Origin of the sequence: Schlesneria paludicola DSM 18645 (genome assembly GCF_000255655.1) — a bacterium.
Classification (GTDB): Bacteria; Planctomycetota; Planctomycetia; order Planctomycetales; family Planctomycetaceae; genus Schlesneria; species Schlesneria paludicola.
Genome location: NZ_JH636435.1, coordinates 1,918,819 through 1,937,423, shown reverse-complemented (window position 1 = coordinate 1,937,423; position 18,605 = coordinate 1,918,819). Strand labels below are relative to the sequence as shown.

Here is an 18,605-nt window from a genome sequence, read left to right as displayed (position 1 = left end):
TCGCAAGATGCCCATCGCGCCTTTCACATTTTGAGTCGCCAACAACACCTCAACCGCAAAACGCTCAAACAGGATCGTGAAGCGACTGCCTTTCTGGGCCCAGGGTACGTTCACCTGTTTCACTCCGTGCGTCGGGCAATCGACGCGCGGGATGCTCGCGTGAAGAATGGTCTTGAACTGGCAGCTATCCAGATGCCGCCACTGACGCTCGGCCGTGTGGTCGTAACAAGGCAATGACTGATCGCACTCGGGGCAACAAAACTTCGTGCCTCCAGGATGCTCAACGAAGACATCGACCTGCTGTTGCTCAAGACTCAACGACACCTCAGAAACGGTCCAAGGACTCTTCAGCCCAAGAATCTGCTGATACAATTCCCGATCCTGCACCGCCGCACTCCCAGAAATCATGCAAATATATCAAACCCACAGAATTTCCGGATGGACCAGAAAATGCCACTTGCTGCGTATGTCGATAACGTCGCTGCTCGCGTTAGGATTGAATCGATTCAGTTCTCTGAACTTCTGGAGCACTGATCGATTTTCGATTTGCCAAGACATTTCAAAGCGCGATTCGAACTGGATCATCTGTTGCCGACGTCACCGTTTAACGGTTGGGGCTGACGCGTTTTCATCGCAGAAGACGTGTGACACCGCGTGGGGCTGTTTCAGCCTTGTCACACCTTGCCGATGAAAATGCGACTTCCCGAACTTAAAAGGGCCATGAATGCATGAGCGCCTGTTCCTCATTTCAATAGGCTTTCAGCCTAACGATTCGATCTCCAACGCGTCGATCGCGTCCGGCGCAAGAATTCGTAAAGGACCGACTCCCGCTGGTTTGAGTTGGGCAAGCCATTTGTCCACTCGTAGGCTTGGGAAGTGTGCTTTGATGATTCTTTCAAGCTTGTCCGACTGAGCTTTATGCGCGTCTCGCTCGGGGTCTCGCTTCGGCATCGGTTTGGGGTACCCTTCCGGTTTGAGGAACGTCTTGTACGCTCCACATTCGCGATGTTCGATGATGATGACTCGCTTGATCGTGTTGTGCAGTTTCAAGGCAATCTGCAAATGTTCAAGGAAGACCTGCTGCCAGTGCAGTCTCGGCAACAGAGGCTTGCACTGACACTCAGGTGCCTTCGGTTCGGGGAGATGAGCGTCACTGAAGTCGAGTGTGGCCCCTAGTGCAGCACCGGCGAGTATGAAGTGGTCGTACTTCCCGGCAAGGCCCATCCTGGACATCTTCTCTGCGATCAGTGTGAAAAACCTGAAGTCAATGCAGGTGAGTAAGAGCACTTCGGCGTGCTCATGCGATTTATCGACTTTGATCGATCGGAGGGATTTCTCGAACGCCGACGATCCGAGACTGGGTTTGTTGATGGCCATCGCTGCGCTTTCTCCTGTGGTTGAATTCGGTGAGCCGATGGAAGGATATCGCATTTTTCAACCCGGCCCGTGCCAAGTCCGTCGCGGACGTTATCAGGAACCGGCACGATTGATGAGCGTTAGGCCCACTCGCGTTGTGTCTCGCTCACCGTCATGCTTTCATTTGAGAGACTGCCCCGGTATTGAACCCAAGCCAAGTTCAGGATGACAACGTGTATTTCGATTTTGCCGAGCTCGATCCAAAAGAGCGATGCAAGCTACTGGTTTCAACCATCACTCCTCGGCCAATTGCCTGGGTGGTTAGTCAGGACGCTCAAGGTGTCTTGAATGCGGCACCGTTTTCGTTCTTTAACGCGTTTGCGGGGGACCCGCCGGTCGTAGGGATTGGAGTCGGCAGCCACAAGTCTGGACGCCCCAAAGACACCAGGGTGAACATTCAGCAGACCAATCAGTTCGTGGTGAATCTCGTTTCGGAAAGCAATGCGAGCGCGATGAACGTCACCGCGATCGAGTTCGACTATGGGGTGAATGAGCTGGAACAGGCGTCTTTAACAACGTTGGCCTCAACCCACATCAAGCCGCCGCGAATCGCCGAGAGTCCTGTCGCTTTCGAATGTGAATTGCTGCAAATTGTGGAACTCGGTCCTTCGAGCGGTTTGATCCTTGGTCGCGTGTTGGCAATGCACATTCGCGATGACATGCTGATTGATGCGAATAAGCATTACGTGGACACTCCAAAACTGAAGTTGATCGGAAGGATGCATGGAGCGGGTTGGTATGCCAAAACGTCGGACCTGTTCCAAATGGATCGAATTCCCGTCGATCAATGGACGAGCGAACATGGAGGATAGTACCGCAAATATACGAGTCACCTCATGAGGATCTGATGGGTGACGCTGCGGTGATCAGAGTGTTGGATCGGTCGTGCCTGGGCTGTCGCTCATTTGAGTTTGGCAGTCACCTTTCCGATCGTGCCTGTGAATTTGAAGGCAACTGATACGGGAAATCGACAGCTGATCCCAAGTCTTCGCCAATACTTAATCCTTCGGCGCGTCCAAATTGAATGGGGATTGTTTTTTCGAGATGCGTGTCGGCAATCGATGGCGGCGCGCACATGATGTCCCCTGCTCCCTCAATGGGAGGCAGGCCGTATCCGTCGCTTTCGCGTGGCCTGCAATGACATCGTCATTCATCAATGTGCGCCGACGCCTCGAGCGGAAAGGGGCTCTTGAAGTGCCCATGATTTTCCGTTGCTACTTGCCCGCACTGTGAGCCGAAATTGCCTTCTCGATCTGTTCCTTCACCGCATCCAGATTGAAACTCGCTCCCTTTTGCATCGGTGGGAACTCGATCGCGGTTTGAGCCAGCTTTGCGACTTGTTGCTGGACATAAACGAATCGCCAGAACTGAAACTTGAACCATTCGAAGTATTCAATCGACCCTGTGAAGCCTGTGCGCTCGAAGGGGTCCAGCCGCAGATTGGTGAGAATGGGAACATCGACTTTCACGGTTCCCCCGAACCATCCGCTTGGCTGATCGATGAATCGATATTTGAAGTCATCGATTCGAACGGCGCCTAAGGTTCCTTCTGCGAAATAGTAGATCTCGTGGCGAGCCGAAGGGGTTTTTCCCGTGAGCAGATCCAATTGGTTGTAGCCATCAAGGTGAACCTTATAAGTCGCATCCCCGAGCTTCTTGCCTTCCTTCAATTCATCGACGATTTTCGGATTGCCCGCCGCTGCCACAAACGTTGGCAACCAGTCCATTCCCGAAATGATTCCATTCTCGACCTTCCCTGCAGGAATGTGATTCGGCCAGCGGACCATGGCCGGCGCACGGAAGCCGCCTTCCATGACGGTCCCTTTGCCTCCCGCGAACGGAGTTTGTCCACCATCCGGCCAGGTGAAGTTTTCTGTGCCGTTGTCAGTAGTAAACATCACGATCGTGTTGTCTTCCATTCCTTCGTCTTTGAGCTTTTTCATCATCGAGCCGACGATGTCGTCTAACTGAGCCATTCCCGCTTCGACGGTGGCCCAGCCATTCTGCGGTGTCCGCATGTTTTCGTATTTTTCAGACAAATGCGTGACGATATGAATGCGTGTGGGGTTCAACCAGACGAAGAACGGTTTTTCGTCCTTCTTCGCTTTGTCGATAAACTTCAACGTGTGTTCAAGGATTTCATCGTCGACCGTTTCCATCCGCTTTGGTGGGAGGGTGCCGGCGTCTTCAATCTTTTGTTTGCCGATCTTGCCCCATCGAGGTTGTTCTGTTGCATCGTCCTTGTCAGTCGCCCAACTGTGAAGCATGTTTCGAGGTCCAACGGAATCCCGCAGTTCTGGCGGGTAGTTCTTGTGAAATGGATCTTCCATCGCATCGAGGTGATAGAGGTATCCAAAGAACTCATCGAACCCATGTACCGTGGGCAGAAACTCGTTGCGATCACCGAGGTGATTCTTGCCAAATTGTCCCGTGGCGTAGCCCAGTGATTTCAAGATCGTCGCAATCGTTGGGGCTTGCGCGGGCAGGCCGATGGCCGAGCCCGCTTGACCCACGGTGGTCATCCCTGTCCGCTTGGGAAGTTGGCCCGTAATGAAGTTGGCGCGACCCGCAGTGCAACTTGCTTCCGCATAGTAGTCCGTAAACAACATCCCTTGTGCCGCCAGCTTGTCCAGGTTCGGCGTTCGTCCCGCCATCATTCCTCGATGGTATGCGCCGATATTCCAGATGCCGACGTCATCACCCATGATGACCAGGATATTGGGCTTTTTGCTTGAACCCGTTGGCGTTTGCGCGTTGGCTAGAGCGAGGACGCGTTCGTTCTGCGGCTTCGAGGTGAAACAGAACGGATTCGCGACGGGGACTTCCGGTATTGCGGCGGGAACATTCACTCGCTTGGGACTCGCAACCGCGGACGGTGTGACCGCCGCCGATGCGATTTGCACAGGAGCGGACTGAATCGCCGAGGCGAAGTGTCCCAGAATCGTACCAGCGACGACCGTGCCGATTGCCGATAGGGTCTGACGAATGTTCATGTTGACTCTTTTCGATAGAGACGTGGGAAAATCACGCCAGCATTTGTGGGCGCCGTCGTCACTTCGTTCGCGGTCGTGTTGTCACGAAGGGAAACAAACGGACAAGAAGACGAGGACCGGTATGATCTGTGTGCGAGTCGGTTGGAACTCAGCATTCCAAAGCTGGTCTTGATTGCAATCTGTCTGAAATGACGTCGATATGAATGATCGATTTTCATGAATGTCGCGCGTTGGACGATACCGCTCGACTTGGTCGATATCCAGTACGATGCGATAGTATTCTCGTCGAAAAAAGAGATACGTGATTTTGCGCAAATACACGTCGTTGCTTTTTCGTCGATTGCGAGTGTCTGCCGAAGTTCACCGAATCTGAAAGTGAAGGACAGATGAGCGTGCCACCCAAAGACAGTCGCTTTCGATCGATGATTGCCTTTCACACCGTGACATCGGTGACGGAACTCGTCGCAGGCGCTTCATTGCTGTGCCTGCCCTCTACTGCGCTACGGGCTCTGGTTGGAGTACTGATCGACGCTCCGATTCCGTTGACGGTCGCTCGAGTCGCGGGGGCTGGGCTGTTGTCGTTGGGCATCGCTTGCTGGTTAGCGCGAGACGATGTCAAAAGCTGCTCCGCAAAGGGGCTCGTGGCTGCCATGCTGGTTTACGACCTTCTTGTTCCCGCGATTCTCGCCTATGCCGGACTTGGGGCCGGCCTGAAAGGAGTGGCCTTGTGGCCTGCCGTTGTGCTTCATCTGGCGATGTCCGCCTGGGCCATTGTTTGCTTGAATCGTCGTTGATGCCACCAGGATCTGACTGGGCAGGACGAATGATCAATCCGGGTTCGTAATGACTGCCTCTTGAAGTTCATAGTGAAGTCTTGTCTACTGACTTCAAGTCACGACTCGTGACGTGCGGCATTTCCTGTTTTGAAAAGAGTGATCATGAAGCGGCAATCTTTTGGTGTTGCGGCGGCGATTGTGTTGTGTCTCGCGGTCACCGTAGCGTCGGGCGAACCGCGCGGGAAAGGTGCGGAAAAGCAGAACAAGGGCGGTGAGAGGCAGGGCAAAGAAGGGGAAAAACAAGGCAAGGGAAATGAGCCACATCACAAAGGTGGCGAGACGCCGAGTCATGAAAACAAAGGCGGTGGTAAGTCGCCGGGCGGTGCGTGGTCGGATGGCAAGAGCGCTTCCACGAATCAAGGAAAGGAAGCGGCGGAAAAGAATCGATCCTCGCAACCAGGAGGAACTGAAGGGGTCGCAGCAGAACGTGCGTCCGGCAAGAATAAGCCATCACAAGCATCCGGCGCGGAGGGCGCTGCGGCGGGTGCCGCGGCTGCCAATCGAAATAAGCCAGCGGCGACCGGGGCAGAAGGAGCCGCCGCTGGCGCCGCCGTTTCGAATCGGAACAAGCCTGCGGCTTCGGGAGCGCAAGGGGCGGCCCTTGGGGCGGCGGCTGCAAACCGCAATCAGCCTGCAGCATCAGGTTTGGAAGGAGCTGCGGCGGGAGCGACGATCGCAAACCGCAATCAAACGTCAGGTGCGGCTGCTGCGACAGCAGGATATGCCGCCGTTGCAAACTCATTTGATCACCCGAATCTCTACAACCAACAATGGCACTCGGATCATCCCGGCGCATGGCGAGCATCCGGTTGGCCGGCGGGGGCGGCATGGACAGCCACGAGCATGGCGGGAGTCGCTGCCTATTGTGGATACGCCAACACGACGCCCGTTTCCTACGGATACGGAGACAACGTCACCTATCAGAATGGCAATGTCTTCGTGGATGGCCGAGACGTCGGTACCGGCGAGGTTTACAGTCAGCAAGCCGCTGATCTTGCGATGACAGGTCAGAACGCGGTCAGCGATCCGACAGAGGAATGGCTGCCGCTTGGAGTGTTTGCTCTTGTTCGAAGTGAAGAACAACATCCGCAGTTGACGCTGCAGTTTGCTATCAACAAGCAGGGGATTTTGCAGGGCAACTATACCGATCTTCTCACGGACCACGCTCAGCCGATTCATGGTGCCGTCGAAAAAGAATCCCAGCGCGCCGCGTGGACGGTGGGAAATAACCAACACTTCTTCATGGAAGCGGGCCTAAGCAATCTGACGAGCGGCGAAGCACCGGCTCTCATTCACAAGTATGGAAAGACGGAAAAGTGGGTTCTTGTTCGCCTTCCGAAACCGGATTCCGCTGATGACGCCGTCGCGAATTCCAATTCACCCAACTAGCGGAGATTCAAGCTGGAATTGATATGCCGAGAAACTCGCGTCCCGCAGGCCAGCGAGCCTGCGGGCGAGACTCGCGAATCTGTCCGTCGTCTCGTCCGCTCATTCCAGCGACGCCGCGGTGGCCGAACTTACTGACAGAATGGTCGTGCTCTCATTTGAATCCAGAGGGGGCTGTTTCTTGAGTGCCGCTGAAATCAAAAAAATGGCCATTCCAACGAGGGCCATCACGGCTCCGACCCAACCCGTGGCAGCCCAGCCATAGCCCGCCGTGATGACGACTCCACCAAGCCAGGCGCCGAGTGCGTTGGCGATATTGAATGCCGAGTGATTCAACGCGGCGGCAAGCGTCTGGGCGTCGTCGGCAACGTCCATTAAGCGGATCTGGAGGGCGGGAACCAGGGCCACACCATGCCCGATCAGCAGGATATTGAGCAAGGCCAGCCAGAGATAATGCGCACTGAACGAGAACAATCCAATCACGACGATGTTCCAGATCAGGGCTCCGCCAATCGTGAGCATCAGTGCTCGATCGGCAAGTTGCGAACCGAGTAGATTGCCAGAGATCATGCCAATTCCGAACAGGGCCAGCACAGCCGGCATCCAGGACTCGGGCAATCCGGCGACCTGGACCATGGTCGGTGTGATGTAGCTGAAAACGCAAAAGAGCCCGCCGAATCCCACAGAGCCAATTCCGAGGGTCAGCAGAACTTGAGGCTTTCGGAGAGCACCCAGTTCACGTAGTGGTGTGGCGTTGCGGTCAGCGGGACGGCGCGGAACGGTCGACCAGATCGCACTGGCTGCCGCGGCACCAATCAGCGCCACGAACGTGAAGGCGGAACGCCATCCCCAGGATTGGCCCAGCCATGTTGCCAGCGGCACTCCGAGAACGGTAGCAATCGTCAATCCAAGCATCATTCGGCCGACGGCTTGTCCTCGTTGTTCCGGTGCCACGAGCGACGCAGCGACGAGTGATGCGACGCCGAAATAGGCTCCGTGCGGCATTCCCGTCAGGAAACGGAAGACCGTTAGCCAAACAAAATCCGTCGCCCAGGCGCTCGCCAGGTTTCCCAGTGCGAACCATGACATCAAGACCGTGAGCAATAAATGTCTGGGCCAACGGGCCCCAAAAACCGAGATCAATGGTGCGCCGACGACCACGCCGACCGCGTAGGCGCTAATGGAATATCCCGCTTCGGGGACTGAGACGTGCATCTGTTCTGCCACATTCGGCAGAAGACCCATAATCACGAACTCGCCCGTGCCGATCCCAAAACCGCCGATCCCCATGGCGATCTCTGCCCACCCGGAGCGGCTGATCGGACTTGAGATCACTCTGCTTTCCATCACCGACACCATGCCATTGCCTTACATTTTGAAGTTCGACAGGTCTTTATTCTTCCGTGAAGCTGGTCGGGTCTTCGCCCAGGCGATGATTTGCCTCCAGCGTTGCGAGCGCCGCGAGATCGTCTTGATCAAGCGAGAAATCGAAGATCGCGATGTTCTGTTGGATGCGTTGGGAATTCTGCGACTTGGGAATCGGCAAGAGTCCCAACTGCAAATGCCAGCGCAATACGATTTGAGCGGTGGTTCGATCGTGCTTACGCGCCAGGGTTTGAATGGCGGATTGGTTCAGTTCTTCCCCCTGCCCCAACGGACTCCAAGACTGCACAAGAATCCCTTTCTGAACTAGCCATTGACGCAGGTTCAGCTGCGAGTAGTTGGGATGCAGTTCGATCTGATTGACTGCGGGCAGTACGCCGGTGGCCTGCTGCAAGTGATCGATATGCTCGGGGAGAAAATTCGAGACACCGATCGAGCGAACGAGACCCTCTTCCTTCAACCGAATGAATGCCTTCCAAGATTCGACGTACAGGTTCACTGTCGGTTGCGGCCAATGGATCAGGTACAGATCGAGATAGTCTGTACCTAGTCGTTTCAGGCTTGTATCAAAGCCACGTAAGGTGTTGTCGTAGCCATGCGCGGATCCACGCAGCTTCGTTGTCAGCACAATGTCCTGTCGAGGTATTCCGCTGTCACGGACGCCTCGTCCCACTCCGACCTCATTGCCGTAGCGAGCGGCAGTATCAATCAACCGATATCCGGCTTGAAGTGCGGCATCGACGGCAATTGTCGCCTGATCGTCGTCGAGCGGCCATGTGCCAAAACCGATCAGTGGCAGTTGGTGGCCGTCGTTCAAGAGGCGTCTTTGAGGCGTGGTCATCGGAGAGTCTCGTTACAAGCCAAGGGAGCTGAATGGACGAGGACACGCAGCATGAGCGTGCCTTCTTGGGACAAAAGGTTGGCGTCAACGGCTCCTGAATGGCCCGCAGAACAAATTGGTTCCTGCAGGCGGGCATTTCGGGATCGCAAACCAGTCCCATGTCATTCTGCTGGCCTGTGAGTCAGCGACTGGGATGGCTTCGTCTGTCCATCGACAGTATAGGCAGGTAGACTGCAGATGTGTTGACATCTACCGCAAAGTTGTCAGATAAAGTTGTCATGTCAATTCGCCCACTTGTCTAGGCAGCAGCCCATGGTTTCGGAACCCAAGTACCGACAGATTTCGCGTGAACTGCTGGAAGAGATCGCCGCCGGGCGGTACGGTCCGGCGGGGAAGCTGCCCAGCGAAGGACAACTGGTCAAACGTTTTCGAGTGTCCCGTCCCACGGCTGCACGAGCGCTGCGCGAACTTCAAGAGCAAGGTCTCTTGGAGCGTCGTGTCGGTTCGGGGACATTTCTATCCGCTCCTCACGTGGCGTCAAAATCAGAACGGCCTCAACTTGGGCTTTTGATCCCTGGTTTGGGGAAAACCGAAATCTTCGAAGTGATTTGTGGCGAACTTGCCAGCCTCACACGCGGCGACGAGATCGGGCTTGTGTGGTGCGGAACGCCGTCGCCTCAGCAGACTGATGAAGAACGCATTCACGACGCAGAGTCGCTGTGTGAGCAGTTTATTCAGAAACGCGTCGGTGGCGTCTTCTTCGCCCCATTCGAACATACTTCGGGAATGGAAGAGGTGAACCGTCGATTGGCAGAGCGACTGCAACAGGCGGGGATTGCCGTTCTTCTCCTGGATCGCGACATCACGGCGTTTCCTCATCGAAGTGATTTCGATTTGGTGAGCGTCGACAACTTCGCTGCCTCCTATCAGTTGACGGAGCATCTGCTGAAACTTGGTTGTAAGGAACTCGTGTTTGTGGCTCCTCCGTTCTCGGCTCCGACGGTGAATTCACGAATTGCGGGATCACGTGAGGCACTGCTCGACTATGGACTTCCGATTCCGAAGAAGTTCGTGCGTCTGGGAGATCCAGATGATCCGCAACTGGTGAAGAGTTTGATGGCCGGCCATAAATTGGACGCGGTGCTTTGTTCAAGCGACCGCGTGGCGGCCGTGCTGATCCAATCGTTTGAGCGAGCCAATTTGCGCGTTCCAAAGGAACTCCGCGTTGTTGGATTTGATGACATCAAGTACGCCACGCTCCTTTCGCCGCCACTCACGACCATGCATCAACCTTGCCGCGAAATCGCGATGACGGCATTTCGTGCGTTACTCGACCGCATGCAGAATCCCTCGTTGCCGCCACGCGGCTTCGTACTGCCGGCCAGGCTGGTTGTTCGTGAATCGTGCGGTGCCTACCTGATGCATGGGCGGTAGCCGGCCGACTTGCTGGATCATCCAATGATGAACGATTCTTCAGAATCTGATTTTCAAGATTCTGATTCGAATTCACGCAACTTTCGTAAACGAGATCGGACAATCACAGTAGAGAAGTCGCGTCTTTTTGACAGACCCGAAACGATCTCTTCTGTCACTCGGTTTGAGACGATTCCGATTCCGATTCGACATCGTCGTTCGAGGTTTGTCGCACAATTGGAGACCGCTTCTCTGTCGCCATGAGCAATTCGACGCAGCATTTCAACTCGTGAAAATTGCGAGGATCTTTTATTGTCGGTGTTCAAGGAGAACGCATCGTGGCAAGCGATATCAATCACACAATCAATCTTTTAGGCATGGCTCAGGAGAATTTCGCGACGTGCTGGTATTCGTCGTACCGGATTGCGCTTGCCGCGGCGGGCAAAGGGTCTGTCGATGTTGATGCAGTCTTGAAGGGAGCCACCATTGATGTCGACGAAGCCAAGGCCAATGGGCTGAAAGATACAGACTTTCCGAAGGCGGCCAATGCGCTCTCCTTCACGAAATTCAGCGGTACAGACTACAATCAAAAAGCCGCTTGGTACGATGTCGGGCTGTCGGATGGTGCCGAGGCATTTCTTGAAGTGCTGCGGCGCGGTCCGCTCTGGGTTTCGCGCGCAGGTTCGAAGAGCAAGCACATCGTCGTCGCCCACGGATATAGTTCCAGTGGCGACAAGCTCTGGTATGCGAATCCTTGGGCGCCGGGTGAGAATGATGCCAAGCAGAAATGGATGGAAATCAACAGCTTTGTGTTTGGGATCACGAACGACTCTGCCGCCGTCCAGCTGCATTCGTCTTATAGTTGATGCAAGTTGCTTTTCGACGACCTTGCGCAGTTCTTCGCCAGTACCTGACATTTGCGGCAACTGGCGATGTCTCCCCAATACTCCACTGCACGCGTGGGGGGAGCCTTGGATTTTCGTTCGATCATAGCTTCGCGGACTGCGTACCGCGTGCGACGAAAAAGACATTCGGGTTTTGTGAATTCGACTCCCGCGTGTCCGATTCGTTTAGGGAGAGCGACGTCGGATTCTGCCGTGTCCGAAATCTGGCGTATGTCGGAGGATCAATTCACAGAATACTGTCCTTCGGCCGCCATGCTGGTCAGGAATTTTTGAGATTCGATGTATTCCTGCGAACTCATTTCTCGAATATTCGTTCGGACCTTTTCTTTGAATGCACGTGCTGAGGCGTCGATCTGGGCGGCGAGATCCGGCGTGCTGCTGGTGTGTGCGCGTACGACGAACAAATCTTCGAGTGCTTTGCGATCCGCGTCAAATGTTGACGAGGTCAACGCTGTAGGCCAATGAATCGTTCCTGTCGCTGCATCGAGTTGGCTGCTGGTGAGACGAGCGGGTGGTGGCAAGGGATGTTCTGCGGCATAAACGCGACGACGAGCGCTCTCTGCCATGGCAGCTTGTTGCTCTTGAGCCTTCTGCGCTTGAGAGATTCGCTTGCGCTCGAGATAAACCTGATTCCACTTCTGCTGATTGTCGAGGTACACACTACGTGCTTGCTCGTAGTTGATCATGGCCTGTGACTGCTGCTTGTTATATTCGCCCTGAGCGCGAATCGTGTCGGCGATCGCCTGCTGCTCGAGTGAGACGGACGAGCCGAATCCGCTGCCGTAGCCATAGTTGCCGAGGCCGTACCCTCCGTAACCGTAGTACGGCCCCACCCCGCCGCCATATCCCAATCCATAACCGAGTCCGACGCCGTATCCGACACCGACCCCACGTCCGCCATACCATCGATCGTATGCCTGAGTGGACGTCGACCAGCACAGGGCCGATGCGGCGAACGCGACAACCGCGACGATAGCTTGCCTGTTCATCTCTGTACCTCGATGACACATTAATGGATTGGATGACACACCGGTGAAGCTGTCTCGCGAAGGATTGCTCGCAAACGAAAAGTCACCCTGGACTTGGGATCAAACTTGTTCTTGACCCGAGCAAACTGAACGCGTGACAGTGGCGATAACATAATTTTGATTGTTAGAATCAAAAGCGATTTCCCACTTACGCTTGTATCCATCCCATCACCAAGTTTCAAGTTTCGGTGACGCTTCAAGGACCCCGAGATGCAACTCCGAGCAATCATTTCCGTCACTTTGATTTGCCTCATGACCAGTCTGGCGACCGCTGCGGACTCTCCGCTCGTATCCCTGAAGAATCAGCTTCGCGAAGGTTCGTCGGCCGAACGAGTCGCGGCGACCCAGAAGCTGGGCGAGATGGGGCTACGAGCCGCTTCCGCCGTGCCTGCGCTGCTCACCTCGCTGGAGAGTGAAGACTTGCCGCTGCAGCACGTGACTTTGATGGCCCTCGGACAAATCAATTCGGAAGCCGATTTGGTTGTTCCAGCACTGATCCGAATGCTGAGTGACAAGTCGCCGCTCCTTCGGCATGGTGCGATTGAAAGTCTGAGAATGTACGGCGTCGATGCACGTCCGGCGTTGCCTCAATTGAGGAAGTTGATGGAGGACAGTGATGCCTTCGTGAAAATCGAGGCCGCACGCGCCGTTGTTGATATTTCGTCCGAGCCGATTGAAAAGCTCGAGCCTGCCAGTGCTGTTCTCATTTCGGGGCTGTCACACGTCAGTCCCGGCATCAATCAAGTCGCGGCTCAAGGACTCATTTCGGCCGGTAAGTCGGCCGTGCCTGCCGTGCAGAAGTTGCTTTCTGGTTCGAACCCTGCCATCACCAATCATGCGTGTGACGTCTTGGGAATGATTGGTCCAGATTCTGCCGAGGCCGTCGATCGCTTGCTAGTGCTGGCAGAATCGAAAGATCCGGATGCGAGCTGGCATGCGATTCGTGCTCTCGGGGCGATCGGTGCCAAGCCCGACCAGGTGGTGCCTATCCTGACGAAGCAGCTTCAGAACGAAGTGCCAGTGGTTCGAATGCATTCGGCCCACGCACTTGGCGCCATGGGAGCCGCGGCAGCGCCGGCTGTACCCAGCTTGATCACGGCACTAAAGGACAAAGACGAATCTGTGCGACGTGCGGCGGTTTCAAGTCTGGGACGAATCGGTCCTGCGGCTGAAAAGGCCGTCCCCGCATTGATCACCGCGCTGGATGACGCATCTGGCTCCGTAACACTCGACGTGGCGATGGCACTTGGTCGAATTGGAAAGCCCGCCGTTCCAGCACTCATCGAAAAGCTGAAAACGCCTGGATATCAACAGTTGATTGCGGGCGTTTTAGAGGACGTGGGGCCCAACGCAAGCGCAGCGGTTCCTGCATTGACGGGACTTGTCTCTGCGGGCAATCCAGAACTGAGTCGTGAAGCGATCATGGCACTTGCGGCGATTGGTCCCGCAGCCTCGTCCGCAGTCCCCGAGTTGTCTAAGGTGTTGAAAGATCCGAAGTCCACCGTTGCACCTGCTGCCGCGTTTGCGCTCGGAAGAATCGGAGCCAAGCAGGCCTGTCCGGCGCTGCGTGAATCGCTCAATGCACCGAACAATCCGATGCTGCGGCTGGCCAGCGTATGGGCTCTGTTGCAACTCGAGCCAAACAATGAAGAGTACATCAAAATTGGAGTCCCCCGATTGGCCGAGGCTCTTTCGAGCGATCGTCCGAGGGTTCGTCGTGAAGCCGCAACGACACTGGGACGCATTGGCCAGAAGGCGCAAAGTGCTGTACCTGCTTTGCGAAAATCGCTGAAGGACGAGGATCCCGAAGTTCGGATGGAATCCCTGGTCGCACTTGCCGAGATCGGTCCTGATTGTGCTGTCGCGCTCGACGATATCGTCACTTTGCTCAATGAAGGCGATCCGGCGTTTGTGCCCGTTGCCATCTATGCCTGTGGCCAGATCGGCGTCGCTGCGAAGTCCGCCGTTCCGCTGCTGAAGCGACTTCTGCAAAGTCGCGATCCGGTCCAGAAGACCGTTGCGGCCTGGGCGCTTGTCAAAATCGATCCAAATCCAGAGACCATCAAGACGGCGATTCCACTGCTGGTCACGGCGCTACAGACGTCAGGTCGGGTCGATACGCGCGTCGTTGCTGCCCGAACTTTGGGTGAAATCGGGGCAGGCTCGACTGAAGCCCGCGAGGCCCTGGTGACCGCGAAGAAAGATGAGAACGAATCGGTACGGAAGGCCGCTGACGAGGCGATTGCCAAACTGAAGTGAGGTGAATCGACGTCAGCCGAAGCGTGCACTTTGGGCACCTATGGCATCAATGGGCCTGCTTAGTAGTGACGATGTCGGTTGATGCGATCGTAGGCTGTTCACCACCGTGAAGGATGCTTACGTTGTTCAGTCTTCCTGCAAGAATCGCATTGATCGTTGCGATGACTGCGTATGGGCTCTTTGGTGTATTGCGAGGCGAGCAGACCGGGGCTCTCATACTCGTCGGAGCAGTGATTCTGGTCGTTGGCTATTTTCGTTATGGAGCGATCAGTCCAGCGTTTTTCGCAGTTCAGAGTGGCGATATTGATGCCGCTCGTCGACACCTGGCGTCCATTCGGTTTCCACAGTTACTCAATTCTCAATCTCAAGCGTACTACCATTGGACAAAGGCCGTCGTCGATTCTCAGGACGGTGGAGATTTGACGACGGCTGAAGCCGAGATGCGTCTTGCCGTAAACGGCAAATTTCGTACATCCAATGATCAATGTCTTGCAACCGCCACGCTTGCCGAGATCGTTGGCCTGCGAAATGATCGATCGCAGGCAGTGCAGATTCTTGGCGATGCAGAGCGTATTGCTCACCGTCCAGCCACAACGCAATTCTTGGAAACCGTGCGGGCGAAATTGATGAATCACGCGTCAAGCTGACACGTGCGTCGATGGCATTCTTGAAGTCTTTGCAATGCCATCGACGTGCGATGATGATTGTCTATTTTGCCACGGCTTTGATCGCGAGCGTGCGGGTGGATTCGAGGTTCTGCACGAGTTCCTTTTCCGTCCACCAGGTCGGTTTCATCTGTAACTTCGAGTACAGCTTCTCTGCCTGATCGGCGTAGTGCGGCGACTTGGGGTTGCCGCTTTGGCCCCACGGAGTACACGTGAGAGACTGAATTCCATCTGGGTGAAAGAACATCAGGATGACGGCCATGGAACCGCTGTTGGCAATGAATTTTCCAGGATGGGTTGGGTTATCCTTCGAGCGAACATCGAACAGAGTTTCCGAGAAGTTGAGCTCTTTGGGGCCAGACTGAAAGTCGGCTCCTGCGGCGGGGAAGAGTTGTTCGTCGCGGCCGACCTGGTGGATGTCGCCCCAGGCGACGTCCCATTTGCCGTACTTCGTCTGCATGTCGTCGATCGTCTTCTGCAGAACATTCAGCACGACTTCTTGCTGTGTTGCGTCGAAGTGACCACCGTCTTGAAGTTGTTCGATGTTGGCCTCGGTCCCGACCTTGAGCCGCCAGAACTTGTAGAGGGAAGTGGCCGTGGCTTCCGAAGTAAAGTATCCATTCCAGTCGAGAATCGCTTTGACGGCTGCGGCGAACTGAGGGTTTTGCATTTTCTGTTTACCGACAGCGTCGATGGCCAGCTTCAGTTCTGTTTGCCAGCGCTGGGCGTGAACGTCGAAAATGTCCATCGTGTAGGCAATCGCCTTTTCGCGCGTGACGGCATGGTCGGCTTCAAGCAGCGAGCGGATACGCAGGCTGCGTGGATTCTCGGTATCCCATGAAACGTGGTAGATGTAGTCGCGATATTTGTCCGCCGTGAATGGCGAGTCCTTCATCATGTTGAGCGGACTGATATTGCAGTTCTGCATGTATCCTTGGGGGGGATTGAAAATGTGTACGAGATCTTCAACAGGATGAATCCCCTTCCAGGCGGTTTTCGACGTGTTTCCAGGAACGGGGCGCTTCCAGTCGTAGCCTTCAGGCCGAATCGGCGTGACGCCGCAACGGACAAAACCGATATCGCCTTTGATATCCGCGAACATGATGTTCTGGGGATTGAACTCTCCCTTGCCGACGGCCTGGAAGAATTCCTGACAGTTTTTGGACATCACCATCTGATACCCCTGCTCCATCATGCCCGACATTTCAAGCAGGGGAGCCGCGCCGACCAGAGCCGTTCCCTGCTTCAGGTCGGGGGCCGAAAGGACGGGGCCGAGATGTGTGTAGAGGGCGGGCTTTTCGACGGTTGCCCCGCCCTTGACTGGGATCGAAAACAATTGCTGAGAAACCGGCTTCCATTCGCCGTCGTATTCGTATTCGAGTTGTTTTTTATCGGGGTTCGCGCGGATGGTCATTTCGTAGACATCCGCCGTGTCGGGACCACCTGTCGTCAGTGCCCAGCCGACACGTTGATTGTGTCCAATCGCAAGAATCGGCGATCCGATCAGAAAGAATCCGTTCATATGCATTTCGCCAGCGTGAACGCGGGCCTCATACAGAACTGACATACCTTCCCAGGTGAGGTGCGGATCAGATAGCAGGATCGGCACATGATCGGCGGATCGAGAAGGCGCGACCGCCCATTCATTCGAACCCATCGGAGGGCGCTTCGAGTTCGGGACTTGGTTCTTCTCATCATCGATTGTGCCGAGTGGCCAGCGGAGGATCATGGCCCGGCCGATCGTCAGGATTTTCCAGGGTTCCAGTTTGACCGCAAACTCGGGGACCGCCTCGGGGTGTTCATCGACGTATGCTTGGATCCCGGCGGTGAAGTTTTCAACCAGAGTCCGAATATTGGCAGGCATGGTCTTGAGTGAGTTCTGGGCAATGTCGTTGTTTCGACAAAGCCGCATGATGTAGTCCTGCTCGAGATAGTTGGAGCCGAAGGCCTCGGCCATGGTTCCCGTGCCGGTTCTAATCGACGTGTAAATGTCATGCAGTCGATCTTCGGCCTGAGCGTAGCCTAGTCCGTAAGCGCCCTCGGACGCCGTTTCCGCGTAGACATGAGGGACCCCCCACTTGTCGCGATGGACGGTCACCTTTCGATCCGCTGCATGGGCGAAATTTGACGTGAGCGAATAAAACGTAATGATCGATAGAAACAGACGAAAAAAGCGCATCCAGACAGTCCTCGGCCCGAGTACGAAATGAAGTTCGATCTGAGAAGATCAATTTCAGCGAGCGGATATTGGCATCCGACAGAAGCAGAAGTTGGTGAAACCTACCAAACCTGCAGCTGATGCTCCAGCGCCGACAAGAGTCATTCGTCGAACCATGGCTTTCAAGCGGAATTGGCTCGTCCCTACTGATTCGCACAGCCAGAGTCATTCAGATGACGTGCTGGCGGGTGCTCGCGAAGAGTGAACAAGCCTGACTTAGCGAATGGCGAGCATCCGTTCGATGGCTTTAGCGACTCGTGGCAGTTCAACGATCTGGTCGGCGACGCCCGCCTGAATCACGGCTTTGGGCATGCCATAGACTGTGCATCCCGTCGCATGCTGGGCGAGAACGCGGCCGCCGCGGGAGTGGACGAGTTCGCAGCCTGCGGTTCCGTCGCGTCCCATGCCTGTCAGGATCACGGCCAGCAGATGCCCCTCGTATAGTTCCACTGCGGACCGCAAGGTGAAGTCAACTGCGGGGCGGCACCGATGTTCGCGCGGCGCTTCTGACAGTTTCACAAGGACACTATCACCGGCGCGATGGCTGAGTTCAAGATGGCGGTCGCCGCGGGCGAGTACCACTTGACCCGGGCGAACGCGCAATCCATCTTCCGCTTCGAGTACCTCAAGTTCACTGGCCTGATTCAAGCGGGATGCCAATGAGGCCGTAAAGCCCTCGGGCATGTGTTGGACGATGAACACCGGAGCCGGCAGGTTGGCGGGAAGGTCAGGGATGACGCGGGCCAATGCATCGGGGCCGCCGGTCGAACAGCCGATCACGACGGCTTTCACGCGAACCGCAGGATGTGGTGTTGACGTCGTCTGGTCGGTATTGGCCGCGTTTTCTGCAGGGGCGGTCTCTCGGACTGCCGAGATCCTTTCTTCGAGGGCCGCGCGAAGTGCCGCTTTGTTCGCGACGGGATCGCCACTTGAAGGCTTAAGGATGAAGTCGAAGGCCCCTTCGATCAAGGCATCGGTCGTGACTTGAGCCCCGGCCGTCGTCCAACGGCTGATCATCACGACCTTCGCACTGACACGTCTTCGTTTTAGTTCTCGCAAGACGTCGATTCCACTGACGTCCGGCATTTCAACGTCCAGGGTCACGAGATCCGGGCGCAGTTCAGTGATCTTGTCGATGGCGGTTTTTCCATCGGCAACGCTCGCGACGACTTCACAATGTGGAATTTCTGCCAGCAAGTTCCGCAGCATTGTGCGGAACAGGGCCGAGTCATCCACGACCACTACGCGAAACGAATCCATGT

At 55.6% G+C, this 18,605-nt stretch carries 15 protein-coding genes; 7 read left to right on the top strand and 8 right to left on the bottom strand.

The window, feature by feature from the left end:
* Together OSO_RS0125790 and OSO_RS48565 are read right to left on the bottom strand one after the other, a co-directional pair.
* On the bottom strand, positions 1-408 hold a 408-nt coding region (locus tag OSO_RS0125790), incomplete at its 3' end, for a transposase family protein (RefSeq protein ID WP_010585931.1).
* Between the two features lie 351 nt (positions 409-759).
* Entirely contained in the window at positions 760-1,377 is a 618-nt protein-coding gene (locus OSO_RS48565) for a hypothetical protein (protein WP_010585930.1), read from the bottom strand.
* A 212-nt stretch (positions 1,378-1,589) separates the two neighbouring features.
* Here OSO_RS48565 and OSO_RS0125775 point away from each other — a divergent pair, with 212 nt between their 5' ends.
* Positions 1,590-2,228 (top strand): flavin reductase family protein, encoded by a 639-nt coding sequence (locus tag OSO_RS0125775; protein WP_010585929.1) that lies wholly within the window; start codon positions 1,590-1,592, stop codon positions 2,226-2,228.
* A gap of 402 nt (positions 2,229-2,630) precedes the next feature.
* Here the strand turns inward: OSO_RS0125775 and OSO_RS0125765 are convergent, their stop codons facing one another.
* Positions 2,631-4,409 (bottom strand): arylsulfatase, encoded by a 1,779-nt coding sequence (locus tag OSO_RS0125765; RefSeq protein ID WP_010585928.1) that lies wholly within the window; start codon positions 4,407-4,409, stop codon positions 2,631-2,633.
* A gap of 386 nt (positions 4,410-4,795) precedes the next feature.
* Between OSO_RS0125765 and OSO_RS0125755 the strand changes: the two genes are divergently transcribed.
* Positions 4,796-5,203, top strand: coding sequence for a hypothetical protein (locus tag OSO_RS0125755; protein WP_010585926.1), 408 nt, complete (start codon positions 4,796-4,798; stop codon positions 5,201-5,203).
* A gap of 144 nt (positions 5,204-5,347) precedes the next feature.
* Positions 5,348-6,634, top strand: a complete 1,287-nt coding sequence (locus tag OSO_RS0125750) for a hypothetical protein (RefSeq protein WP_010585925.1) — start codon at positions 5,348-5,350, stop codon at positions 6,632-6,634.
* 99 nt (positions 6,635-6,733) lie between these two features.
* On the opposite strand, the gene OSO_RS0125745 is transcribed toward OSO_RS0125750, so the two are convergent.
* The gene (locus OSO_RS0125745; protein WP_390511169.1) at positions 6,734-7,978 is read right to left on the bottom strand and encodes an MFS transporter; all 1,245 of its coding nucleotides are present in this window, start codon (positions 7,976-7,978) and stop codon (positions 6,734-6,736) included.
* Between the two features lie 46 nt (positions 7,979-8,024).
* Positions 8,025-8,855 carry an aldo/keto reductase gene (locus tag OSO_RS0125740; RefSeq protein ID WP_010585923.1) on the bottom strand — a complete coding sequence of 277 codons (831 nt, stop codon included), beginning with the start codon at positions 8,853-8,855 and terminating at the stop codon, positions 8,025-8,027.
* Positions 8,856-9,167: 312 nt separating this feature from the next.
* On the opposite strand from OSO_RS0125740, the gene OSO_RS0125735 reads away from it, so the two are divergent.
* Together OSO_RS0125735 and OSO_RS0125725 are read left to right on the top strand one after the other, a co-directional pair.
* Positions 9,168-10,289: a GntR family transcriptional regulator gene (locus OSO_RS0125735; RefSeq protein ID WP_010585922.1), complete on the top strand. Its 1,122-nt coding sequence runs from the start codon at positions 9,168-9,170 to the stop codon at positions 10,287-10,289.
* A gap of 317 nt (positions 10,290-10,606) precedes the next feature.
* Positions 10,607-11,134 (top strand): C39 family peptidase, encoded by a 528-nt coding sequence (locus OSO_RS0125725; RefSeq protein WP_010585920.1) that lies wholly within the window; start codon positions 10,607-10,609, stop codon positions 11,132-11,134.
* 260 nt (positions 11,135-11,394) lie between these two features.
* On the opposite strand, the gene OSO_RS48560 is transcribed toward OSO_RS0125725, so the two are convergent.
* Positions 11,395-12,162 (bottom strand): hypothetical protein, encoded by a 768-nt coding sequence (locus OSO_RS48560; RefSeq protein ID WP_010585919.1) that lies wholly within the window; start codon positions 12,160-12,162, stop codon positions 11,395-11,397.
* A 249-nt stretch (positions 12,163-12,411) separates the two neighbouring features.
* Between OSO_RS48560 and OSO_RS0125715 the strand changes: the two genes are divergently transcribed.
* Together OSO_RS0125715 and OSO_RS0125710 are read left to right on the top strand one after the other, a co-directional pair.
* Positions 12,412-14,460 (top strand): HEAT repeat domain-containing protein, encoded by a 2,049-nt coding sequence (locus OSO_RS0125715; RefSeq protein ID WP_010585918.1) that lies wholly within the window; start codon positions 12,412-12,414, stop codon positions 14,458-14,460.
* Positions 14,461-14,621: 161 nt separating this feature from the next.
* Positions 14,622-15,107, top strand: coding sequence for a hypothetical protein (locus OSO_RS0125710; RefSeq protein WP_237729336.1), 486 nt, complete (start codon positions 14,622-14,624; stop codon positions 15,105-15,107).
* A gap of 61 nt (positions 15,108-15,168) precedes the next feature.
* On the opposite strand, the gene OSO_RS0125705 is transcribed toward OSO_RS0125710, so the two are convergent.
* Complete coding sequence (locus OSO_RS0125705; RefSeq protein ID WP_010585916.1) at positions 15,169-17,304, bottom strand: penicillin acylase family protein; 2,136 nt, start codon at positions 17,302-17,304, stop codon at positions 15,169-15,171.
* 255 nt (positions 17,305-17,559) lie between these two features.
* Positions 17,560-18,603, bottom strand: coding sequence for a chemotaxis-specific protein-glutamate methyltransferase CheB (gene cheB / locus OSO_RS0125700; protein WP_010585915.1), 1,044 nt, complete (start codon positions 18,601-18,603; stop codon positions 17,560-17,562).
* Between the last annotated feature and the right edge of the window lie 2 nt (positions 18,604-18,605).

Excerpts from the sequence above, each read along its gene's own strand:
- OSO_RS0125735 (WP_010585922.1), top strand. The coding sequence starts at position 9,168 with ATGGTTTCGGAACCCAAGTACCGACAGATTTCGCGTGAACTGCTGGAA.
- OSO_RS0125755 (WP_010585926.1), top strand. The coding sequence starts at position 4,796 with ATGAGCGTGCCACCCAAAGACAGTCGCTTTCGATCGATGATTGCCTTT.
- OSO_RS0125745 (WP_390511169.1), bottom strand. The coding sequence starts at position 7,978 with ATGGAAAGCAGAGTGATCTCAAGTCCGATCAGCCGCTCCGGGTGGGCA.
- OSO_RS0125705 (WP_010585916.1), bottom strand. The coding sequence starts at position 17,304 with ATGCGCTTTTTTCGTCTGTTTCTATCGATCATTACGTTTTATTCGCTC.
- OSO_RS0125750 (WP_010585925.1), top strand. The coding sequence starts at position 5,348 with ATGAAGCGGCAATCTTTTGGTGTTGCGGCGGCGATTGTGTTGTGTCTC.
- OSO_RS0125765 (WP_010585928.1), bottom strand. The coding sequence starts at position 4,409 with ATGAACATTCGTCAGACCCTATCGGCAATCGGCACGGTCGTCGCTGGT.
- OSO_RS0125715 (WP_010585918.1), top strand. The coding sequence starts at position 12,412 with ATGCAACTCCGAGCAATCATTTCCGTCACTTTGATTTGCCTCATGACC.
- cheB (WP_010585915.1), bottom strand. The coding sequence starts at position 18,603 with ATGGATTCGTTTCGCGTAGTGGTCGTGGATGACTCGGCCCTGTTCCGC.
- OSO_RS48560 (WP_010585919.1), bottom strand. The coding sequence starts at position 12,162 with ATGAACAGGCAAGCTATCGTCGCGGTTGTCGCGTTCGCCGCATCGGCC.
- OSO_RS0125710 (WP_237729336.1), top strand. The coding sequence starts at position 14,622 with ATGACTGCGTATGGGCTCTTTGGTGTATTGCGAGGCGAGCAGACCGGG.
- OSO_RS48565 (WP_010585930.1), bottom strand. The coding sequence starts at position 1,377 with ATGGCCATCAACAAACCCAGTCTCGGATCGTCGGCGTTCGAGAAATCC.
- OSO_RS0125740 (WP_010585923.1), bottom strand. The coding sequence starts at position 8,855 with ATGACCACGCCTCAAAGACGCCTCTTGAACGACGGCCACCAACTGCCA.